The sequence below is a fragment of the Micropruina sp. genome, from assembly GCF_047606365.1.
Classification (GTDB): Bacteria; Actinomycetota; Actinomycetes; order Propionibacteriales; family Propionibacteriaceae; genus Micropruina.
Window position 1 is genome coordinate 1 of the sequence record NZ_JASGEN010000163.1, and the last position, 19,617, is coordinate 19,617.

Consider the following 19,617-nt stretch of genomic DNA (forward strand, 5'->3'; position numbering starts at 1 on the left):
GTGCCGGCTCATCGCGATGATCGTCGGCGCCCCAAGCTGCGCGGCGGCCAGGACGGCACACAGCCCGACCGCGCCGTCGCCGACCACCGCGACGCTGGTGTCCGGCCCGACGCCGGCGCTGACTGCCGCGTGCCAGCCGGTGCACATCACGTCCGAGAGGGTCAGAATCGCCGGCAGTTGCGCCTCGGTCGGGACGCCGGGGGTGACCACGAGCGTGCCGTCGGCGAACGGGATCCGGATCTTCTCTGCCTGGCATCCGGCGTAGTGAGCGCCGTTGAGGCAGTTCGCCTGGGCACTTTTGCGGCACACCGGGCAGGTGTTGTCGCCGGGATTGAACCCGCCGACCACGAAGTCGCCCGGCTTGACGGTGGTGACCGCGTCACCGACCTGTTCGACGACGCCGCAGAACTCGTGCCCGATCGGTGTCGGCTTGGGCACCGGCGCAATGCCCCGGTAGCGCCACAGGTCCGACCCGCAGACGCAGGCGGCGACGGTGCGCACCACGGCGTCCGTGGGTTCGAGGATCTCGGGATCGGCGCGCTCTTCGAAGCGGACGTCGCCGGCTGCGTGAATGACTGCTCCGTACATGGCTCTAGCTCACTACATCAAGGGCCGGTCTGGAAGGTACTGACAGGGCTCCTTTCAGAACTCGTCGGGACGGTCTCACAGCAAGCTGTATTCCCGGCCGGCGTGGTACGGAGGGACGGTTCTTTTCGTACCGCTTTCGGCGCTGATGGAACGAAAAGAACCGTCCCCGGCGTACCAGATCGCCTCACCCAGCATCGCTACGTCGCTACCGAGCCGACCGCCGTGCGCCGGCAAGGGTGGTGCTGACGACCAGGCAGACCAGCGCGAGGAGGGCGCCGACGCCCAGGCTGAGCTGCATGCCCACCAGGAAGCCGACGTCGGAGGCGACGAGGACGCCGAACAGGGCGACTGCGAGTGCGCCACCGATCTGCCGGAAAGTGTTCGACACGGCGCTGGCCACCCCGGCCTGGCCGTCCGGGGCGTATTCGAGGACGACGCCGGCCAGCGGAGGCATGGCCACCGATCCACCGCAGCCGATCAGGATCAGGCAGATCCCGGCCGCGATCACCGAACCCGACGGAGCGAGGAGCGCCAGGGCGCCCAGCCCGACGACGAGCGATGTCATGCCCAGGACGACCGGGAAACGCGGGCCGAACCGGTTAGCGAGCGGCCCGCTGAACAGGTTGCCGAAGAAGGCCAGGACGGCGCTGGGCAGGAACACCAGGCCGGCCAGCGCCGGCGCCAGGTGCAGCTGCTGCTGCAGATACAGGCTGGCGACGAAGACGCTGCCGAACCAGGCGAAGATGAAGGTGAATCCACCGAACATCGCGACCCGCATGGCGCCGCTGCGGAACAGGTCGAGCGGCATCATCGGATGCGCGACGCGCGCCTGCACCCAGATGAATGCCGCCAGAGCCGCTACACCCAGGACCAGCAAGCCGACGATCATCGGGTCTGCGTAGCCGATCACGCCGCCCTCGATCAACGCATAGATGATCGAACCGAGCGCCACCAGGGCCAGCACTTGGCCGGCCCAGTCGAACGGGACGGCGGCGCGCGGCGAACGCCGAACCCGCAGGGCGAGCGCCAGCATGCCGGCGCAGACCGGCACGTTCACGGCGAAGATCAGCCGCCAGTCCCAGCCGGACAGCACCCCGCCCAGCACCGGCCCTGCCGCGGAGGCGACTGCGCCGCCCGCGGCCCATACGCCGAGCGCCTTGGCACGACTTCTGACTTCGGGAAACGCTTCCCGGATCAGGGTCATCGAGGGGGGCAGCATCAGCGCGGCGGTCATTCCCTGCAGGCAGCGCGCCACGATCAGCGCCACCACCGACGGCGCGACCGCGCACAGCAACGAGGCGACGCCGAACAGCGCGATGCCGAGCACGTAGGCGCGCTTCGCGCCGATCCGGTCGGAGAGGTTCCCGAGGCACAGCAGCAGCGCGGCGAAGAACAGCGTGTAGCCGTCGAGCACCCACTGCTGGGTGCTGGTGCCACCGCCGAGGCTCCGGCCGATGCTCGGCAGCGCGAGGTTCACGATGCTGACATCGAGGGTGATCAGGAAGAAGCCCAACGACGCCAGGATCAGGGTCGCGCCGCTGCCCGAATCAGGCGCTGGGTCGGTCTGCCCCTGGCTAGGAACGCTCACTACTTGCCGCTGTAGACGGGGAACGCGGCGTGCTCGCCGTAGTCCTTGCCGTCCAGGTTGCGCAGGGCGTCCATGTCGTCGTCGGAGATGACGAAGTCGACCTGGGCGTTGGTGCGCATGTGGTCGGGGTTGCCGGTCTTGGGCAACGACACGGTGCCGAGTTGGAGGGTGTAGCGAATGCAGAGCTGCGGCACGGATACGCCGTAGCTCGCGGCGATGGCCGCTACGCGTTCGTTCCTGAGGATCTCGCCGTGCGCGATCGGCGAATAGGCCTCGACCACGATGTTCTTCGCCTGGCAGTAGGCGATCAGCTCGGACGGGGTGTTGCCGGCGTGCACCAGGATCTGGTTGGCATGGGGTGCAATGCTGCTGTTGCCGAGAATGTTCTCCAGGTCGGCCTCCAGGAAGTTGGAGACGCCGATCGATCGGAGCTTTCCCGCCCGGTGGGCATCTTCGAACGCCCGCCACGCGGCGAGATTTCCTTCGGAGTAGTCGCCGCCGCGGAAGTTGTCCCAGGGCTGCGGGGCGTGGATCAGCATCAGGTCGACGTAGTCCAGGCCCAGCTTCTCGAGAGACCCGTCGATCGCGGCGGCGGCCTGCTCGTAGTCCTTGATCTCGGCGGCGAGTTTGGTGGAGACGAAAAGCTCCGCGCGGGCGACGCCACAGTTCCGGACGCCCTCTCCGACGCCGCGTTCGTTGCCGTACGCCTGTGCGGTGTCGATGTTGCGGTAGCCGATCTGGATCGCGGACTTGACCGCATCCGCGGCCAACGCGTCATCGATGAACCAGGTGCCGAGTCCCAGCTTGGGGATCGGCACACCGTTGGACAGGGTGTAGTTCTCGCTGAAGATGCTCATGCGTGGTCTCCGTTCTTCGGCAGCGTTCCGTACTCGGCGTCGGTGACGGGTTCGAGCCATTCGTTGCTGACTTTCGTGCCTGGGGTGATGAAGGCAAGGTGCGAGAACCATGAATCGGCCTTCGCGCCGTGCCAGTGTTTGGTGCCGGCAGGCACCCGGATGACCGCTCCGGGCTCCATGCTGACCACCTCTTCGCCTTCGGCCTGGTACCAGCCGCTACCGGCGGTGCAGATCAGAATCTGGTCGCCTCCGCCGTCGCTGCCGTGGTGGATGTGCCAGTTGTTGCGGCAGCCCGGCTCGAAGGAGACGTTGCTGACCGGCACACTGCCGGAGGCCAGCGGCGCGAGGTAGCTCCGTCCGGTGAAGTACGCCGCGAAGGCGTCGTTCGGCTCGCCGAGCGGGAAGATCTGCTCGAACTCGTGAGGGCGGTTCATGCTGACTCCTTGGTTGTCACTGGTTGAGATCGGTGGTGACGGCCGGGTCGGCCGCCGGCTGGCTCGCCGCCCAGCTGGCCAGCAGGTCCAGCCGCTGCTGGCTGTCCGAGCCGGGATCGGCGGTGTAGATCAGGAACGACAGGCCCGGTTCCGCGGTCAGCTCCAGGCCCTCGTAGGTCAGCGTCAGGTCGCCGACCAGATGGTGGTGGAAGAGTTTGGTGCCGGCACCGTGCCGGCGGACGTTGTGCGCACCCCAGCGGAGACGGAACGAATCGCTGAGCGTGCTGAGCTCGCCGACCAGGTCGTGCAACCGCCGGTCGTGCGGGTCGCGCCCGGCGCCGGTGCGCAGGATGGCGACGGTGACGTCGGCGGCGGCGTCCCACTCGGGGTAGAAGTCCCGGGAGCGTTCGTCGAGGAACTGGAACCTGGCCAGGTTGCCGCGGCCGGGGCCGTCGAGCACGTGGTCGTAGAAGGCGCGGCCCAGCGGATTGGTGGCCAGGATGTCCATCCGGCCGTTGCGGACGAAGGCGGGGCCGCCGGTGATGGCGTCCAGTGCCTGCTGCAGACCCGGTCGGACGGCCCAACGCCGCGGCGTCCGGCGTCGCACCACCGGTGGCGCATGACCGGCGGCCCGGGCCAGGTCGAAGAGGTGCTCTCGCTCGGCGTCGTCCAATTGCAGGGCGCGGGCGATCGCGTCCAGGACGCCGTCGGAAGCGCCGGCGAGCTGCCCGCGCTCGAGCTTGGCGTAGTACTCGACGCTGACGTCGGCCAGTGCGGCGACCTCGCTGCGCCGCAGCCCCGGGACGCGCCGATTGCCGCCCGCCGGCAGCCCGGCCTGCTCGGGGCTGAGCCTGGCGCGCCGGCTGATCAGGAAGTCGCGCACCTCGTGACGGGTGTCCATGGCACCGACGCTACGACCTGCCACGCCCCGGGTGCGACTCCCTGTCGGTACACCTTTCGACAGAGACTCCCGATCCCGCGGGATCCGCGCTTTCCTGGAAGGCGCGGGGACGTCAAGACCCCCTGAGGACACGGAAGGACATCGGCGATGAGTGAGCACGCGGAGACCGGCTGGAGCGGCGGCAAGAACGCCTTCGGCGACTTCGCACCCGGCATGGTGCACTACACCGATCGGGTGCTGTTCGACGAAGTGTGGGAGCGCGAGGGGCTGTCCAAGCGGGACCGCAGCCTGGTCACCATCGCCGCGCTGACCGCCATGGGCAAGCTGGACCAGCTCCAGTTCCACCTCGCCTTCGCCCGTCAGAACGGGGTCACCGACGACGAGCTCAAAGAGGCGCTGCTGCACCTCGCGTTCTACGCGGGATGGCCCAACGGCATGGGTGCCACCACGGTCCTGAGGAACATCATCGAGAGTCAGGGCTGAAGCTCTGGAAGGTGAATCTCGCCAAGCCCCCAACCGGCGATCGGCGGGATCGGTGGACAGAGCGTCAACTCGCGGGTGGCTCGACTCGTTGTACCGAGGTGACCCGGTCGATGGTCCGGTCGAATGAGGCAACGTTCCCGACCCCCGTGGTCTCGGCACAGGCCACGAGATAGGCCTCGGCGAAGTCCAACCGGTCGACCTCGTAGACCTCGACGGCCCGCAGCAGGAGCGCGGGGTCAACGCACACCATGGAAGGGAAAGCGATGAGTGCACGAATGGCCTCGGCGACCTGGCCCCGTGGCACGCGATAGAACGACTCGAGAACGTAGATCGTTTCGGCGACGACCAGGTCAGCAAGCATCAGTTGATGGCCGGCGGCCAGAAAACCGGTTGCTCGCTGTGCCTGGTCGGGCGGGTGGGCGGTCAAGTGACGGACCAGAATGTTGGTATCGACGAAAGCGATCATCGCCGGGTGGCCGCCCGGTCATTCCTCACTCGGCGAACGATCTCGTCCCAGGCCACATTCCGCAGCGTCGCCGGCACTTCGACTGATCCTGCCAGTTCGAGAAAGTCAGCCGTCCTGCTCAGCACCGCATAATTCCCGGTGACCCGAAACACGACCTCGTCCCCGGCCTTCACGCCGAGTGCATCGCGCACGCTCTTCGGCACGGTCACCTGACCCTTTGAGGTCAATTTCGCAGCGACGTCCATCTCTCTCCTTACCCAATCCCTCAAGTAAGGATAGTCGCCCGCATCCGAAACATCGGGATCGGGCACCTCTGACGGTGCCCGATCCCGATCGCTGTTTCAGCCCTGCGCCGCCGCTTGCGCGGACGCCTCGTCGCCCGGCACGTCCCGGCTGTCGCGGGCGACCCTGCGGGCCTGGCGCTTGTTCCGTCCGTTCTGCCGCCAGTTCTCCAGCAGGTCGTAGAGCACCGGAACCAGGATCAGCGTCAGCAGGGTGGACGACACCAGACCGCCGATCACCACGATCGCCAGCGGCTTGGAGATGAACACGCCGCCACCGGTCAGGCCCAGCGCCATCGGCACCAGAGCGAAGATGGTCGCCAAGGCGGTCATCACGATCGGCCGGACGCGCAATCGCGCGCCGGCGGCGATCGACTGTTCGATGTTCGAGCCCGATTTCCGTTTCTGGTTGATCAGGTCGATCAGCACGATCGCGTTGGTCACCACGATGCCGATCAGCATCAGCAGGCCGATCATGCTCGGGATGCCCAGGGCGGTGTCGGTGATCAACGACAATCCGAGCGCGCCGGTGGCGGCGAACGGAATCGACACCAGCAGGATCATCGGCTGCAGCAGCGAGCCGAAGGTGGCCACCATGATCAGGTACACCACGGCCACCGCGACCACCATCGCCAGCCCGAGCTGGGCGAACGACTCCGACTGCTGCTGCGAGACGCCGCCGATCCGCACGGTGACGCCCTGCGGCAGGTCGAGCGAGGCGATGCCGGCGGTGATCGCTGCCGTGGTGGCGCCCAGGTCGGAGGACTCCGAGCTGCCCGAGATGGTCGCGGCACGGATGCCGTTCACCCGGGTGATCGTCGACGGCGCCTGCACCAGCTTCACCTTCGCCACCTGATCGAGCCGGACGGGGTCGGCGGTGGCATCGGCGGCGGCCTTGCTGGCGTCCTGAATCGACTCCTGCTTGGCCTGGGCCTCCAGCGACTTCGTCCGCTGCTCGGATGCGGCGTCCAGCTGCTGGTCGATCTGCTTCACGCCCGACTTGGCCTGGGTCTGGGCGGCGCCGATCTGGGCGACCTGGGCCGCCGCTCCCGACACCTGCTGGGTGAGGCCGTAGATGGTGGCCGGCAGGGGAGCGCAGATCGGGTTGGCGGGATCGGTGGGGCAGATCGTCGCCAGCTGCCTCTGCGCGGTCGCCAGCTGCTTCTGCAGTGACGACAGGTTCTTCTTCGCGCTGTTCAGCTGCTTGGTCAGATTGGCCTGGGCCTTGGTGGCCTGCCGGCGGCTCTTCTTCATCTCGGCCACCTGGTCGTTGTAGGCCTTGGTGGCGTCCCGCTTCGAGTCGGCGGCCAGCTTGTCCGAGCGGGCCTGCACCTTGTCGGCGGCGTCCGATTTGGCGTTCCCGTTCATCACCTGGGTGACCGGCAGCTTGATCCCGCGGAGTTCGCCGATGCTCTGCACCGGCTTCTGCGAGCGCAGGTAGACGTTCAGGGTGGTGTCGCCCTGAGCCAGGGTGCCGATCAGCTGGCCGCGCACGGAGCGGGCGACGGCCTGCCCGATCGAGGCCTGGGTCATGCCCAGGTCGGCCGCCTTCGAGTCGTTCACGGTGACCGCCAGCATGTCGCGGGCGTCAGCCAGGTCGCTGGTGACATTGGTCACCCCCGCGACGCCCTCCATCATCGCCGCCACCTTGTCGTTGGCGGCCTGCAGCTGGTCGGGATCGGAACTCTCGACGTAGACCACGACGCTGGTGGCCTCGTTCCCGGTGCCGATCGAGACCTCCACGGTTCCGACGCCCGAGCCGAGATCGGCGATCTCCTTGCGCAGCCGGTCGGCGGTCACCGCTGCGGTGGCATCCGCCTTGAGCGGCACGGTGAAGCTGGCCTTGTTGGTGTCGGTGGGCGCTGCCAGGAACACCGTCGAGGAGGCGCCGCCGATGGTGGTCGAGTAGGTCTGCACGTCGGGATCGTTGCTCAGCAGTTGCTCGATCTCCTTGGCGGCCTGATCGGTCTGTTCGAGGCTGGTGCCTGAGGGCAGTTCCTGGGTGATCGCCAGGCTCTCGCTGCCCATGCTGCCGATGAAGTCGGTCTTCAGTCGGGGCACCAGCGCGAGGGTGCCGGCGAAGATGCCCAACGCGATCAGCAGGGTGATCCAGCGGTGGGCCAGGCTCCAGTTCAGCACCGGCAGGTAGCCCTTCTGCAGCCAGGTGTCCTTCTCCTCTGCTGCCTGGGCCTCCGCCGCGGACCGCCGCTGCTGCTTGGCGGTGGGCTTCATGAACCAGGACGCGAAGACCGGGATGACGGTCAGCGACACCACCAGCGAGGCGAGCAGCGCGACCACGGCGGCGACGGCGAACGGACGGAAGATCTCGCCGGCCTGCCCGCCGACCAGTCCGATCGGCAGGAACACCGCGACCGTGGTCAGCGTCGACGAGGTGACCGCGCCGGCCACCTCACGGACCGCGTTGGTGATCGACCGGCGTCCGAACTCGCCGCAACTCTGGTGTCGTTTGATGTTCTCGATCACCACGATCGAGTCGTCCACCACCCGTCCGATGGCCACCGTCAGGGCGGCCAGGGTGAGGATGTTCAGGGTGAATCCGCCGACCCAGAGCCCGATCAGGGCGATCAGCAGCGACAGCGGGATCGAGATCGCGGTGATCAGCGTGGGCCGCAGCGAACGCAGGAACAGCAGGATGACGAAGACCGCCATGGCCAGGCCGATGCCGCCCTCGACGGTCAGGTCGTGCACGGACTGCTCGATGTAGGGGGCCTGGTCGAAGACGGTGACGAAGCGGGCGTTGTTGCCCAGGGCGCGTTCCAGATCGGGGAGCTTGTTGCTGATCTCGTGGGCGACGGTGACCGTGTTGGCGTCCGGGGTCTTGGTGACCGACAGGGTGAGTGAGGTGCGGCCGTCCACCCGGGAGATGCTGGTCTTCTCGACCGGCTGCTCCTTGACTGTGGCCAGCTTGCTGAGCCGCACCGGGCCGTCGGTGCCCTGCACCATCAGGTTGGCGATCTGTTCCGGGGTCGAGTAGGTCTTGCCGGTCTGCACGTCGATGTTGGCGGTGTCGGTGCGCATCGTGCCGGACGGGATCGCGGTGGAGTTCGCGGCGAACATCTGGCCGATGGTGGTGGGGTCGACGCCGTACTTCTCCAGCTGCGACTGCTTGTAGGTGATGACGACCTCGTGCTCCTCCTTGCCCGAAACCGCCACATCGCGGACGCCGGCCAGGCCCTTCAGCTCGGGCACAACCGTGTCGGTCACGTGCTGGGACAGCGTGTCCAGGTCCTGGTCGGAGGAGAGGGCGAGCAGGACCACCGGGATGTCGTCGGTGCCGCCGGTCATCACCCGGGGGTCGACGTCGCTCGGCAGGGTGGCGCCGATCGAATCGATCGCGCTGCGCAGCTTGTTGGCCATATCGTCGGCGGACAGCCCGTAGTCCCACTGCACCGAGACCTGGGAGATGCCGCTGGAGCTCGTCGAGGTGACGTCGGTGACGCCGTCCACGGCCTTCACCGCGCTCTCGATCGGCTTGGAGACCTGCGCCTCCACGACGTCGGGAGCGGCGCCGGCGTAGACCGTCACCACGCTGCCCTGGGGCACGTCGATGGACGGGATCAGTTCCTGTTTCAGTGCCGTGGTCGAGTAGACCCCCAGGCCGATGGTGAGCAGGCTGAGCAGCAACACCACGGTGCGATGGGCGAGGCTGAGCTTGGTCAGGCGGAGCACGGATTCCCCTTCGTCGGCTCCCGGGAACCCGGGCGGAACGGGTGACCGCAGCCGGCCACGTCGGTTAGCATAGCTCTAACTATTCGTACGGACGAAAGCGATTCCTGGTGCGCTCACCCCAGTCGTTCGGACTCGACCCGGAGCGGGCAGCGCTGGCCGCCGACCTGATCGAGCTGAACATGCAGGTCCACGACCGGGCGATCGGCATGGTCGGGCCGATGCCGCCCCCTCCGGACCTCACCATGCAACAGTTCCGGGTGCTGGGACAGGTTGTCCGACGCCCGGGCATCTCCGGCAACGAGCTGGGTGGGCTGCTGGGGGTGAGCGCGCCGACCGCGAGCGGCCTGGTGGAGCGCCTGGTCGAGAAGGGCCTGATCGCCCGCACCGACGATGCCGACGATCGGCGGATCCGGCGGCTGCACCCGACCGAGGCGGGCCGCGACCTGATGCGCCAGATGGACTCGATGTTCGAGCGGATGCTGGGCGTCGTGCTGCAGGTGCTGTCCGTCGACGAACTGGAGGTGCTCTGCCAGAGCGCCCGGACGATGCTCGTCGCCCTCGACCGGGTGGCGGAACGTGCCGCTGAGACCTCGAGCTAGCGGCTCAGCCGGCGTGCGCCGGTGAGCGCATCCAACTTCTCCGGATTGTTGACCATCAGGATCTGAGTGATGCGGCCGTCGGTGACCACCACCTGAATGGCGGACGTCACCTGCTCGCCGGCGCGGGTGAGCCACCCCGGCCACCCGTTGACGAGGGCAGGTTCCAGCTGGGAGGCGATCGCGCCGTCGCCCGCCTTCGCGATGATGCCGAGCAGGAACCGCGCCACCGGATCGGCGCCCTGAATCGGACGGCGTGCCGAGCTGACCAGGCCGCCGCCGTCGGAGAGCAGCACCACGTCGGGCGCCAGCACGTCCATCAGGCCCTGCAGGTCGCCGGTCAGTGCGGTGTGGGTGAACTCGGTTCGTACCCGTTCGGCGGTCGCCTCGTCCGTGGCGAACCGCGGCCGGCGGGCTTCGACGTGCTGGCGGGCCCGATGCGCCACCTGCCGGACGGCGACCGCGGTGCTGCCGATGGCCCGGGCGATCTCGTCGTGGCTGTAGCCGAACACCTCGCGCAACACGAACACCGCACGTTCCTTGGGGCCGAGCGATTCCAGCACGACCAGCAGGGCGAGCGAGACCGAATCGGCCAGCACCACGTCGTCGGCGATGTCGGGCGAGGTCAGCAACGGTTCCGGCAGCCAGGGCCCGACGTAGTCCTCACGCCGGCGAGCCAGCGTGCGCAGCCGGTTCAGCGACAGCCGGGTGACCACTTGGGCCAGGTAGGCCCGCGGGTTCTCCACCGGGCCGTCCGGACGGCCCTGCCAGCGCAGATAGGTCTCCTGCACCATGTCCTCGGCGTCCGCCACCGAGCCGAGCAGTTCGTAGGCGAGCGTGAACAGCAGCGACCGGTGCCGGTCGAAGACCGCGACGTCCTCGTTCATTCGCTCGACGGTAGTTGACAGCTCGCCGAGAAGCCCTGGGAGACCAGGCCGAGCGCCGAGTTGAACCGCGACCGCTGGTTCTCGATGGCGACGATCATGGCCAGCTCGATCAGGGCCGCCTCACCGAGTGCGGTCCGCAGCCGGGCGACCAGCTGATCGTTGACCTCGGACGGCGTCCGGGTGGCGGCGACGGCGAACTCGACCACCTGCTTCTCCAGCTCGGTGAGGTTGTCGGCCTCCCGCCAGGTCGGGATCGCCGCCAGCTTGGCCAGGTCGATGCCTTCGTCGTGGGCCAGGTGGTAGCCGAAGTCGATGCACCAGGCGCAGCCGATCTCGGCGGCGGCAGCCATCGTCGCCAGGGCCCGGAGCCCGGGATCGAGTCGGTTGAATTTCGCCACCCGGCGCTCGTAGGCGAAGGTGGCGAACAGCACGCGGCGGTTGCGCGCCATGGCGTTGGCGTTGTCCAGCGGCTGGCCGTACATCCGGCGCGCGACCCAGGTCAGCAGCTTGCCGAACGGTCCCGGCGGCGGATCGATGGATACCCGGGCGAGCTTCTGTCGGGCCTGCCACTCGGTACCGAGGCCCGGGGTGACGGCGACGGGTGGCTGAACGGTGTGATGTGTGGTGCTCATACCCATGGGACACCGCCGGCCCGACCGATGTGACACATTCAGCCAAATCTGTTGATCGAGCTCGTCGAGACCCCGTCGGTCGGGCTCGCTTCCCGCTGGTCGAGCTTGTCGAGACCCCTGCCGCGCGCCTCAGTCGGCCGTCAGCCGCAGCCGCGGAACGACCGGCAGCGGATCGCCCGGCAACCGGCTATAGGCGACGACGTCCAGGCGCTCACCGTCGATCAGCAGCTTGCTGCGCTCAAGGCCTTCCTGGACGAACCCGGCGGCCCTGGCCACCGATCCCGAGGCGGGGTTGTTCACCCGATGCCCGAGTTCGAGCCGGTGCAGGCCACCCTCACCGAGCGCCCAGTCGGCGATCGTGGCGGCCGCGCGTGACGTCCAGCCCCGGCCGCGGAACGCGGCGTGCATCCAGTACCAGAACCAGCCGTTGCGGTTCCCGCTGTCGACGGTCACCCCGACCACACCCACCACCCGGCCCTGGAACACCACCGCGAACGCCAGATGCGGGCCCGCGAGTTCGGTGAGCCCCTCGACGTAGGTCATCGCGCTGCGCAGGTCCGTCACCTCGCCCTGCCGGGCCATATCGGACGCCCCGGCGAAGGCGGCCAGCACGTCCGGGGCATCTTCGACACGCAGGCGTCGTAGCTCCGGATCGTTCACATTCACCGACGCTACGCCGCCCGGCAAACCGTCGTCGAGCGGTCCGAACCTGGGTGCGCGTCCGCCTCGTCCAAGGCCACCGGACGAGGCGGTTTATGAACCAGCACATGGTGACCGCTAGGCTGGTGCTCCTTGCGGATGTAGCTCAATGGCAGAGCCCCAGCCTTCCAAGCTGGTCATGCGGGTTCGATTCCCGTCATCCGCTCCGGTTCATGACCGCACTGGAAATACCACCGACCACAGGAGCACCACGTTGCCCAGCACCGTCGAGCAACTCAGCCCGTCCCGGGCGAAGCTGACCGTCGAGATTCCCTTCGCCGACCTGCAGCCTCACCTGACCAAGGCCTACCGCGAGATCGCCCAGAGCGTCACCATTCCGGGCTTCCGTAAGGGCAAGGTGCCGTCGGCGGTGATCGACCAGCGGTTCGGCCGCGGCGTCGTCCTGCAGGAGGCGATCAACGCCGCGCTGCCGACCGCCTACGGCGAAGCCGTCGACGCCAACAAGCTGGTCCCGCTGGGCGATCCCGAGGTCGAGATCACCAAGCTCGAGGACGGTGACCTGGTCGAGTTCGTCGCCGAGGTCGACGTCCGTCCCGAACTGACCCTGCCGGGCTTCGACAGCCTCGCGGTCACGGTGGACGTGCTGGCCGACCTGGAGTCCGAGGTGGACAGCCGCATCGAGATGATGCGCGAGCGGTTCGCCACCACCACCGAGGTCGACCGCCCCGCCGCCGAGGGTGACGTGGTCACCATCGACCTGGCCGGCACCCGTGACGGTGAGGCGCTGGCCGACGCGACCGCTGAGGGCATCACCTACAAGATCGGGTCCGGCGGCATGCTGGACGGCCTGGACGAGGCCGTCACCGGCCTGTCGGCGGGGGAGTCCGCCGACTTCAGCTCGACCCTGGTCGGCGGCCCGCTGACCGGCGAGCCCGCCGACATCCACGTCACCGTGTCGAAGGTGTCCGAGCAGCAGCTGCCCGACCTGGACGACGAGTTCGCCCAGCTGGTGTCCGAGTTCGACACTGTCGAAGAGATGCGTGCCGACCTGACCACCGGTGTCGAGCAGATGCTGCGCGCCGAGCAGCTCAACAACGCCCGCGACAAGGTGCTGGAAGACCTCGTCGGGCAGGTCGAGTTCGAGCTGCCCGCCAAGCTGCTGGCCGCCGAGCTGGAGGCCCGGCACAGCCAGGTCGAGGAGCAGTTGAAGGGCGCCGGGCTGACCCTGGAGCGCTACCTGGAGACCGCTGAGGACGAAGAGGCGGACAGCCCCGAGGCATTCTGGGCCGTCGTCGACTCGCGCGCCGAGCAGAGCCTGCGGGCGCAGATCCTGCTCGACGCGATCGCCGACGAGCACGAGGTGGGTGTCGAGCAGCATGAGCTGACCGACCTGATCGTGCGCAAGGCGCAGTCGTCCGGCTCGACCCCCGAGCAGGAACTGCAGCACATGATGGAGCACAACCACATGTCGGCGTGGATGCAGGAGATCCGCCGCAACAAGGCGCTCGGCCTGATCCTGGCGCAGGCCACGGTCACCGACACTGACGGCGCCACCGTCGAGGTCGCCCCGGCCGCTCCGGAAGCCGACGCCGACGAAGAGGCAGAAGCTCCGGCCGAAGCCTGACCCTGATTCACCCGACGGGCCCCGCGCAGCTGCGCGGGGCCCGTCGGCGTTTCGGACGACCTTCGGGTGGTGGGTCTGGCACGAGGGGACGGTTCTTTTCGTTCCACTTCCGCTTCGATCGGGGCGGTTCCTCCGGTCACCCGCGGGTGGGACGCGCGGTCTGCCGTCAGCGAACAGTCGCGGGATGACCTTAGTTTTGTCAGTGCCGTTGGATAGGTTCGCAGCGTGAACGACATGCGACCACTGCCACCCTCGGCCGCCGCACCGTTGCGGGCCGCGGCCGGCCTCAGCCCCGCCGGAATCAATGACTCCGTGTACCAGTCTCTGCTGGCGAACCGGATCATCTTCCTCGGCTCCGAGGTCCGCGACGAGAATGCCAACGCCATCTGCGCGCAGATGCTGCTGCTGAACGCCGAAGACCCCAACTCCGACATCTATCTGTACATCAACTCGCCGGGCGGCTCGGTCGACTCCGGCATGGCGATCTACGACACGATGCAATGGATCAGCAACGACGTGGCGACGGTGGCCATGGGCCTGGCGGCGTCGATGGGGCAGTTCCTGCTCAGCGCCGGCGCCAAGGGCAAGCGGTTCGCGCTGCCGCACAGCCGCATCATGATGCACCAGCCGTCCGGCGGTCTGGGCGGCACCGCGTCCGACATCCGCATTCAGGCCGAGCAGTCGCTGCACATCAAGAAGACGATGTCGGGGCTGATCGCCGAGCACACCGGCCAGAGCGTCGAGCAGATCGAGGCCGACTCCGATCGCGACCGCTGGTTCACCGCCGAGCAGGCGCTGGAATACGGGTTCATCGACCACGTCTATGAGCGCGCCGCCCAGATCAGCTCGAACTCTCCGAACCAGTGAGGACCGTCATGACCACGCCCGCTCTGCCCGGTGGCCTGGCTCCGGCCGGCCCGTCGATGGACTACTACATTCCGCAGTGGGAGGAACGCACCAGCTACGGCGTCCGGCGCGTCGATCCCTACACCAAGCTGTTCGAAGACCGGATCATCTTCCTCGGCACCCCGATCAGCGACGACATCGCCAACGCGGTGATGGCCCAGCTGCTCTGCCTGCAGTCGATGGATCCCGAGCGTCCGATCAGCATCTACATCAACAGCCCCGGCGGCTCGTTCACGGCGCTCACCGCGATCTACGACACGATGCGCTACATCAAGCCCGACGTGCAGACCGTGTGCCTGGGCCAGGCCGCCTCGGCCGCCGCCGTGCTGCTCGCCGCCGGCACCAAGGGCAAGCGGCTGGCGCTGCCGAACAGCCGCATCCTGATCCACCAGCCGGCCACCGAGGGCGGCTACGGGCAGTCCTCCGACCTGGAGATCCAGGCCCGCGAGATCCTGCGGATCCGGTCGCTGATGGAGGGCATGCTCGCCGAGTCCACCGGCCAGGAGGTCGACAAGATCTCCCGCGACATCGAGCGCGACAAGTACCTGACCGCTGAGGAGGCCGTCGAGTACGGCATCGTGGACGCCATCCTCACCTCACTCAAGGACGCCGAGGCCTAACTGCCGCGCCGGGCCGCCTCCTTGCGGAAGCGGCCCGGCGGGCTAGTGTGGCCCTCACGGGAAGGAGGGGCGGCGTGGCTCGAATCGGGGAGACCTCCGAACTGCTCAAGTGCTCGTTCTGCGGAAAGAGCCAGAAGCAGGTCAAGAAACTGATCGCTGGTCCGGGTGTGTACATCTGCGACGAGTGCATCGACCTGTGCAACGAGATCATCGAAGAGGAGTTCTCCGAGGCTGCGGACGTCGGGCTGCTCGACGACCTGCCCAAGCCGCGCGAGATCTGCTCCTTCCTCGACTCCTACGTGATCGGCCAGGAGGTGGCCAAGAAGGCCCTCAGCGTCGCCGTCTACAACCACTACAAGCGCGTCCAGGCGCAGGCCGCCAACCCGTCCGGACGGCGTGCCGCCGAGGAAGAGTCGGTTGAGCTCGGCAAGTCGAACATCCTGCTGATCGGCCCCACCGGCTGCGGCAAGACCTACCTCGCCCAAACCCTGGCCCGAATGCTCAACGTGCCGTTCGCGATGGCCGACGCGACGGCACTGACCGAGGCGGGTTATGTCGGCGAAGACGTCGAGAACATCCTGCTCAAGCTGATCCAGGCCGCCGATTTCGACGTCAAGAAGGCCGAGACCGGCATCATCTACATCGACGAGATCGACAAGGTGGCCCGCAAGAGCGAGAACCCGTCGATCACCCGCGACGTGTCCGGCGAGGGCGTCCAGCAGGCGCTGCTGAAGATCCTCGAGGGCACCACCGCGTCCGTGCCGCCGCAGGGTGGCCGCAAGCATCCGCATCAGGACTTCATCCAGATCGACACCACGAACATCCTGTTCATCGTCGGTGGCGCCTTCGCCGGCCTGGAAGAGATCATCAACGCCCGGGTCGGCAAGCGTCCGCTGGGCTTCAACAACGACGCCGCGATCCGCAAGCCCGCCTCGTCGAACCCGTTCGAAGAGGTGCGTCCCGAAGACCTGCACCGCTATGGGTTGATCCCCGAGTTCATCGGCCGGTTGCCGATGATCTCCACGGTCGCCTCCCTCGACGCCGAGGCACTGGTGCGCATCCTGGTCGAGCCGAAGAACGCGCTGATCAAGCAGTTCCGCAAGCTGTTCGAGATGGACGGCGTCGACCTGCAGTTCACCGACGAAGCGATCGCCGCGGTCGCCGACATGGCGCTGCAGCGGGGCATCGGGGCACGTGGCCTGCGCTCGATCCTGGAAGAGATCCTGCTCAACGTGATGTACCACGTGCCCAGCGACGACGACGTGGCGCGCGTCCTGGTCACCGACGAGGTGGTCCGCGACGGGGTCGCCCCGACGTTGGTCTCGCGGGCACAGGTGGCGCGCAGCGACCGCCGCGAGAAGAGCGCCTGAACGCACCGCCGGCAAGGCGCGGCGAGTTCAGTTGCCGATTTCCGGGCTGCTCGGGCTCGACGGGTAGGTCTGCACCAGGCCGTGCAGCCTGGCCAGGCTGACCGCGACGAGGCGGTCGTGGACGCCCAGCTTGCGGTAGATGTTCCCCAGGTGTTTGTGCACCGTGCGGGGCGACAGCTGCAATCGGGCGGCGATCGAGGTGGCCAGCAGGCCCTCGGCCAACAACCCGAGCACCTGCAGTTCCCGGTCGGTCATGTGGCCCTCGGCGACGGTGGCCTGCACCCACTCCCGGGCGTGCTGGGCGCGCACCGTCCGGACGCCGAGCGGCCACAGCGCGAGCAACGCCTCACGGGCTCGTTCGAGCAGCCGTCGATCGTCGCTGTCGAACGGCTCGGAGCGGACGTAGACCAGCACCCGCCCGTGGCCCACCTCGTCGGCGTTCCCGGTGTCAGCGGGCCGGATCCACAGCGAGGCGATGTGACCGAAATCCTCGGTGTACTCCGTGCGCAGGTCGGGGCCGTCGGCATTGAGCCGACGCAGCAATGCCTCGGCAAGAATCTGGGCGGACTGTAGTTCGGGCTGCACACAGGTCATGCGGATCTGACTGTCCGGTGCCAGCGCGAACGTCACAGCCGTACTGGCTCGCAGGCCGCGGGCGAGGTGCCGGCACACCACCTGGTCGGCGGAGCCGCCGGTGTTGAGGACGCGCATCGCGTCGCACAGCATCTCCAGCAACACTTCTGCCGGATCGGCCGCGCGTACCCGGGTGTCCTCCGGCATCACCTGCGCTTCCCTTCGGTCGATCAAACATGTATCAACCATCGACAGCTCCTCCCGTCGGAGACAAGAGGCGCCCGCTTCGTCGGAAAATACGGTCGCACAACTCGTAGTGCCGCTCAAGAGACTGTGGGCCCATCCCGCAGCTCGGTGCCCATTGCCGAAGCTTCACCTTGATGGCCTTCAACAGACCGCCCTATATTGACGGCGACCGGCTTGTGCAACCGATAGCCTTGCCGTGTCATCACCCAGGTCCTCTGGGCCATACGTACAAAGGAGTTCTCCATGGCCACCCGTGAAGTAGCGATCGGTTCGTCCGTCGGTCTGCACGCCCGCCCCGCGTCCATCTTCGTCCAGGCCGCGACCGCCACCGGTCTGCCGGTGACCATCGCCAAGGCCGGCGGCAACCCGGTCGACGCTCGCAGCATTCTCGGCGTGATGGCTCTCGGTGCCAAGAACGGCGAGGTCGTGACCCTCTCCGCTGAGGGCGACGGCGCCGACGCCGCTCTCGATTCGCTGGTTGCGCTCCTCGAGCGGGATCTGGACGCCGAATGAGTGGTCTGCACTCGACCCTGAGCGGTATCGGAGTCAGTGCGGGTGTCGCGGTCGGTCCGCTGGTGATCGTCAGCCCCCCGCCGTCTCCGCCTGCGGGCGAGGCTGCGGTCACCGACGCCGCGGCCGCGTCCGCGCAGGTGCGGGACACGTTGAAGGCGGTGGCGGACGGCTATCTGGCGAAGGCCGCCAACGCCGATGCGCACGCCAAGCCGATCCTGGAGGCCGGCGCGATGATGGCCGGCGACCCGGGCCTGGCCGGCGCGATCGACACCCAGCTGCAGAGCGGCACCAAGGGCATCACCACCGCCGTCTCGGCGGCGGTTGATGAGTACTGCGCGATGTTCGAGTCGCTCGGCGGCTACATGGCCGAGCGGGTCACCGACCTGCGTGACGTCCGTGACCGGACGGTGGCGCGGCTGCTCGGCCAGCCCGAGCCCGGCGTCCCGACCCTGACCGAGCCCAGCATCCTGGCCGCGGTCGACCTGGCCCCGGCCGAGACCGCCACGTTGTCGGTGGACACCTGCCTGGGCATCATCACCTCGGCCGGCGGCCCGACCAGCCACACCGCCATCCTGGCTGCCCAGCTGGGCATTCCGGCGATCGTTCAGGCGACCGGCATTCTCGATGTGGACTTCGGGACGACGGTGGCCCTGGACGGCGGCGTCGGCGAGATCATCGTCGACCCGAGCGATGCTGAGCAGCAGGCGTTGGCCGACCGCAAGGCTCGCCGCGAGAAGGCACTCGCTGCCGGCTCGGGCAAGGGCATGACCAAGGACGGACACCCGGTCCAGCTGCTGGCCAACATCGGCACCGCCGACGACGCCCGCAAGGCCGCCGCTCAGGACGTCGAGGGTTCGGGCCTTTTCCGGTCCGAGTTCCTGTTCCTGGACCGCGACACCGCACCGACGGTGGAGGAGCAGACCGCGACCTACACCGAGATCCTGGAGGCCTTCGGTGACCGCAAGGTCGTCGTCCGCACCCTTGATGCCGGTGCCGACAAGCCGCTGGCGTTCGCCGACCTGGGCCACGAGGAGAATCCGGCGCTCGGACGCCGAGGCATCCGGCTCGGTGCCGTCCGGACCGATCTGCTCGACGACCAGCTGCAGGCTCTGGCCAACGCCTACAAGGCCACCGGTGGTCAGCTGTGGGTGATGGCGCCGATGATCGCCACCCGGCAGGAAGCCCGTTGGTTCGCCGAGAAGGTGCGCGCCGTCGGTCTGCCCAAGGTCGGCGTGATGATCGAGGTTCCGGCTGCCGCGCTGCGTTCGTTCGACGTGCTCAGCGAGGTCGACTTCGCCAGCCTCGGCACCAACGACCTCGGTCAGTACACGATGGCCGCCGACCGCATGCAGGGCGAACTGGCCGAGCTGCTGAACCCGTGGCAGCCGGCTCTGCTCGACATCATCTACTACGCCTGTGACGGCGGCGCCAAGACCGGTCACCCGGTCGGCGTTTGTGGTGAGTCGGGCGGCGACCCGCTGATGGCGCTGGTGCTCGCCGGTCTCGGCGTGGCCAGCCTGTCGATGGCGCCGAGCAAGGTCCGGGCAGTCCGGACGGCGCTGGCGCTGCATGACCTGTCCCAGTGCCAGCAGATGGCCGCCGCAGCGCGGGCGTCCGTCGGTCCTAAGGAGGCGCGCGAGATCGTGCTCAGCATGGCTGACCCGATCATGCTCGACCTGATGTGACCAGGTAGACACCACGG

General features: G+C 68.1%; 20 protein-coding genes and 1 tRNA gene. 9 read left to right on the forward strand and 12 right to left on the reverse strand.

The features are described from left to right. The 5 genes from QM624_RS18180 to QM624_RS18200 form a co-directional block, all read right to left on the reverse strand. The coding region (locus QM624_RS18180) for an alcohol dehydrogenase catalytic domain-containing protein (protein ID WP_415094436.1) at positions 1-588 on the reverse strand (588 nt) is incomplete at its 3' end. A gap of 205 nt (positions 589-793) precedes the next feature. Then, the gene (locus QM624_RS18185) at positions 794-2,176 is read right to left on the reverse strand and encodes an MFS transporter (protein WP_415094438.1); all 1,383 of its coding nucleotides are present in this window, start codon (positions 2,174-2,176) and stop codon (positions 794-796) included. Next, positions 2,176-3,033, reverse strand: a complete 858-nt coding sequence (locus QM624_RS18190; protein ID WP_415094440.1) for an aldo/keto reductase — start codon at positions 3,031-3,033, stop codon at positions 2,176-2,178. Before QM624_RS18190 ends, QM624_RS18185 begins: the two co-directional genes overlap by 1 nt. Beyond that, positions 3,030-3,467, reverse strand: a complete 438-nt coding sequence (locus QM624_RS18195) for a cupin domain-containing protein (RefSeq protein ID WP_415094442.1) — start codon at positions 3,465-3,467, stop codon at positions 3,030-3,032. Before QM624_RS18195 ends, QM624_RS18190 begins: the two co-directional genes overlap by 4 nt. A 16-nt stretch (positions 3,468-3,483) precedes the next feature. Then, a complete protein-coding gene (locus tag QM624_RS18200) occupies positions 3,484-4,368 on the reverse strand; it encodes a helix-turn-helix transcriptional regulator (RefSeq protein WP_415094444.1) in 885 nt (294 codons plus the stop codon). A 147-nt stretch (positions 4,369-4,515) separates the two neighbouring features. Between QM624_RS18200 and QM624_RS18205 the strand changes: the two genes are divergently transcribed. Next, complete coding sequence (locus tag QM624_RS18205; protein WP_415094446.1) at positions 4,516-4,851, forward strand: carboxymuconolactone decarboxylase family protein; 336 nt, start codon at positions 4,516-4,518, stop codon at positions 4,849-4,851. A gap of 64 nt (positions 4,852-4,915) precedes the next feature. On the opposite strand, the gene QM624_RS18210 is transcribed toward QM624_RS18205, so the two are convergent. The 3 genes from QM624_RS18210 to QM624_RS18220 form a co-directional block, all read right to left on the reverse strand. Beyond that, entirely contained in the window at positions 4,916-5,317 is a 402-nt protein-coding gene (locus QM624_RS18210) for a PIN domain-containing protein (RefSeq protein WP_415094448.1), read from the reverse strand. Then, entirely contained in the window at positions 5,314-5,562 is a 249-nt protein-coding gene (locus QM624_RS18215; RefSeq protein WP_415094450.1) for an AbrB/MazE/SpoVT family DNA-binding domain-containing protein, read from the reverse strand. Before QM624_RS18215 ends, QM624_RS18210 begins: the two co-directional genes overlap by 4 nt. Positions 5,563-5,658: 96 nt before the next feature. Then, complete coding sequence (locus tag QM624_RS18220; RefSeq protein WP_415094452.1) at positions 5,659-9,288, reverse strand: efflux RND transporter permease subunit; 3,630 nt, start codon at positions 9,286-9,288, stop codon at positions 5,659-5,661. Between the two features lie 107 nt (positions 9,289-9,395). Between QM624_RS18220 and QM624_RS18225 the strand changes: the two genes are divergently transcribed. Further along, on the forward strand, positions 9,396-9,887 hold the full coding sequence (locus tag QM624_RS18225) for a MarR family winged helix-turn-helix transcriptional regulator (protein ID WP_415094454.1): 492 nt from the start codon (positions 9,396-9,398) through the stop codon (positions 9,885-9,887). Here QM624_RS18225 and QM624_RS18230 read toward each other — a convergent pair. From QM624_RS18230 to QM624_RS18240, 3 genes are all read right to left on the reverse strand, one after another. After that, positions 9,884-10,771, reverse strand: a complete 888-nt coding sequence (locus QM624_RS18230) for an RNA polymerase sigma-70 factor (protein WP_415094456.1) — start codon at positions 10,769-10,771, stop codon at positions 9,884-9,886. The two genes, QM624_RS18225 and QM624_RS18230, sit on opposite strands and share 4 nt — an antisense overlap. Next, the gene (locus QM624_RS18235) at positions 10,768-11,403 is read right to left on the reverse strand and encodes a carboxymuconolactone decarboxylase family protein (protein WP_415094458.1); all 636 of its coding nucleotides are present in this window, start codon (positions 11,401-11,403) and stop codon (positions 10,768-10,770) included. The genes QM624_RS18230 and QM624_RS18235 overlap by 4 nt, the downstream gene beginning before the upstream one ends. 129 nt (positions 11,404-11,532) lie before the next feature. Further along, complete coding sequence (locus QM624_RS18240) at positions 11,533-12,063, reverse strand: GNAT family N-acetyltransferase (protein WP_415094460.1); 531 nt, start codon at positions 12,061-12,063, stop codon at positions 11,533-11,535. Between the two features lie 134 nt (positions 12,064-12,197). On the opposite strand from QM624_RS18240, the gene QM624_RS18245 reads away from it, so the two are divergent. From QM624_RS18245 to clpX, 5 genes are all read left to right on the forward strand, one after another. Then, a tRNA-Gly gene (locus QM624_RS18245) sits at positions 12,198-12,268 on the forward strand. Between the two features lie 48 nt (positions 12,269-12,316). Then, positions 12,317-13,687: a trigger factor gene (gene tig, locus QM624_RS18250; protein ID WP_415094462.1), complete on the forward strand. Its 1,371-nt coding sequence runs from the start codon at positions 12,317-12,319 to the stop codon at positions 13,685-13,687. A 234-nt stretch (positions 13,688-13,921) separates the two neighbouring features. After that, a complete protein-coding gene (locus tag QM624_RS18255) occupies positions 13,922-14,554 on the forward strand; it encodes an ATP-dependent Clp protease proteolytic subunit (protein WP_415094498.1) in 633 nt (210 codons plus the stop codon). 8 nt (positions 14,555-14,562) lie between these two features. Then, positions 14,563-15,213 (forward strand): ATP-dependent Clp protease proteolytic subunit, encoded by a 651-nt coding sequence (locus tag QM624_RS18260; protein ID WP_415094464.1) that lies wholly within the window; start codon positions 14,563-14,565, stop codon positions 15,211-15,213. A gap of 74 nt (positions 15,214-15,287) precedes the next feature. Then, the gene (clpX, locus tag QM624_RS18265) at positions 15,288-16,583 is read left to right on the forward strand and encodes an ATP-dependent Clp protease ATP-binding subunit ClpX (protein WP_415094466.1); all 1,296 of its coding nucleotides are present in this window, start codon (positions 15,288-15,290) and stop codon (positions 16,581-16,583) included. 27 nt (positions 16,584-16,610) lie between these two features. On the opposite strand, the gene QM624_RS18270 is transcribed toward clpX, so the two are convergent. Beyond that, on the reverse strand, positions 16,611-17,405 hold the full coding sequence (locus QM624_RS18270; RefSeq protein WP_415094468.1) for a LuxR C-terminal-related transcriptional regulator: 795 nt from the start codon (positions 17,403-17,405) through the stop codon (positions 16,611-16,613). Positions 17,406-17,645: 240 nt separating this feature from the next. Here QM624_RS18270 and QM624_RS18275 point away from each other — a divergent pair, with 240 nt between their 5' ends. After that, the gene (locus QM624_RS18275; protein WP_298129862.1) at positions 17,646-17,915 is read left to right on the forward strand and encodes an HPr family phosphocarrier protein; all 270 of its coding nucleotides are present in this window, start codon (positions 17,646-17,648) and stop codon (positions 17,913-17,915) included. Continuing rightward, positions 17,912-19,600 (forward strand): phosphoenolpyruvate--protein phosphotransferase, encoded by a 1,689-nt coding sequence (ptsP, locus tag QM624_RS18280; protein WP_415094470.1) that lies wholly within the window; start codon positions 17,912-17,914, stop codon positions 19,598-19,600. The genes QM624_RS18275 and ptsP overlap by 4 nt, the downstream gene beginning before the upstream one ends. Positions 19,601-19,617 lie beyond the last annotated feature (17 nt).

What these genes read in the sequence shown, in the direction of transcription:
- QM624_RS18235 (WP_415094458.1), bottom strand. Translation starts at nt 11,403, where the DNA reads ATGAGCACCACACATCACACCGTTCAGCCACCCGTCGCCGTCACCCCG.
- QM624_RS18215 (WP_415094450.1), bottom strand. Translation starts at nt 5,562, where the DNA reads ATGGACGTCGCTGCGAAATTGACCTCAAAGGGTCAGGTGACCGTGCCG.
- QM624_RS18205 (WP_415094446.1), top strand. Translation starts at nt 4,516, where the DNA reads ATGAGTGAGCACGCGGAGACCGGCTGGAGCGGCGGCAAGAACGCCTTC.
- QM624_RS18195 (WP_415094442.1), bottom strand. Translation starts at nt 3,467, where the DNA reads ATGAACCGCCCTCACGAGTTCGAGCAGATCTTCCCGCTCGGCGAGCCG.
- QM624_RS18190 (WP_415094440.1), bottom strand. Translation starts at nt 3,033, where the DNA reads ATGAGCATCTTCAGCGAGAACTACACCCTGTCCAACGGTGTGCCGATC.
- QM624_RS18255 (WP_415094498.1), top strand. Translation starts at nt 13,922, where the DNA reads ATGCGACCACTGCCACCCTCGGCCGCCGCACCGTTGCGGGCCGCGGCC.
- QM624_RS18200 (WP_415094444.1), bottom strand. Translation starts at nt 4,368, where the DNA reads ATGGACACCCGTCACGAGGTGCGCGACTTCCTGATCAGCCGGCGCGCC.
- QM624_RS18275 (WP_298129862.1), top strand. Translation starts at nt 17,646, where the DNA reads ATGGCCACCCGTGAAGTAGCGATCGGTTCGTCCGTCGGTCTGCACGCC.
- QM624_RS18210 (WP_415094448.1), bottom strand. Translation starts at nt 5,317, where the DNA reads ATGATCGCTTTCGTCGATACCAACATTCTGGTCCGTCACTTGACCGCC.
- QM624_RS18270 (WP_415094468.1), bottom strand. Translation starts at nt 17,405, where the DNA reads ATGGTTGATACATGTTTGATCGACCGAAGGGAAGCGCAGGTGATGCCG.
- QM624_RS18260 (WP_415094464.1), top strand. Translation starts at nt 14,563, where the DNA reads ATGACCACGCCCGCTCTGCCCGGTGGCCTGGCTCCGGCCGGCCCGTCG.
- QM624_RS18230 (WP_415094456.1), bottom strand. Translation starts at nt 10,771, where the DNA reads ATGAACGAGGACGTCGCGGTCTTCGACCGGCACCGGTCGCTGCTGTTC.
- ptsP (WP_415094470.1), top strand. Translation starts at nt 17,912, where the DNA reads ATGAGTGGTCTGCACTCGACCCTGAGCGGTATCGGAGTCAGTGCGGGT.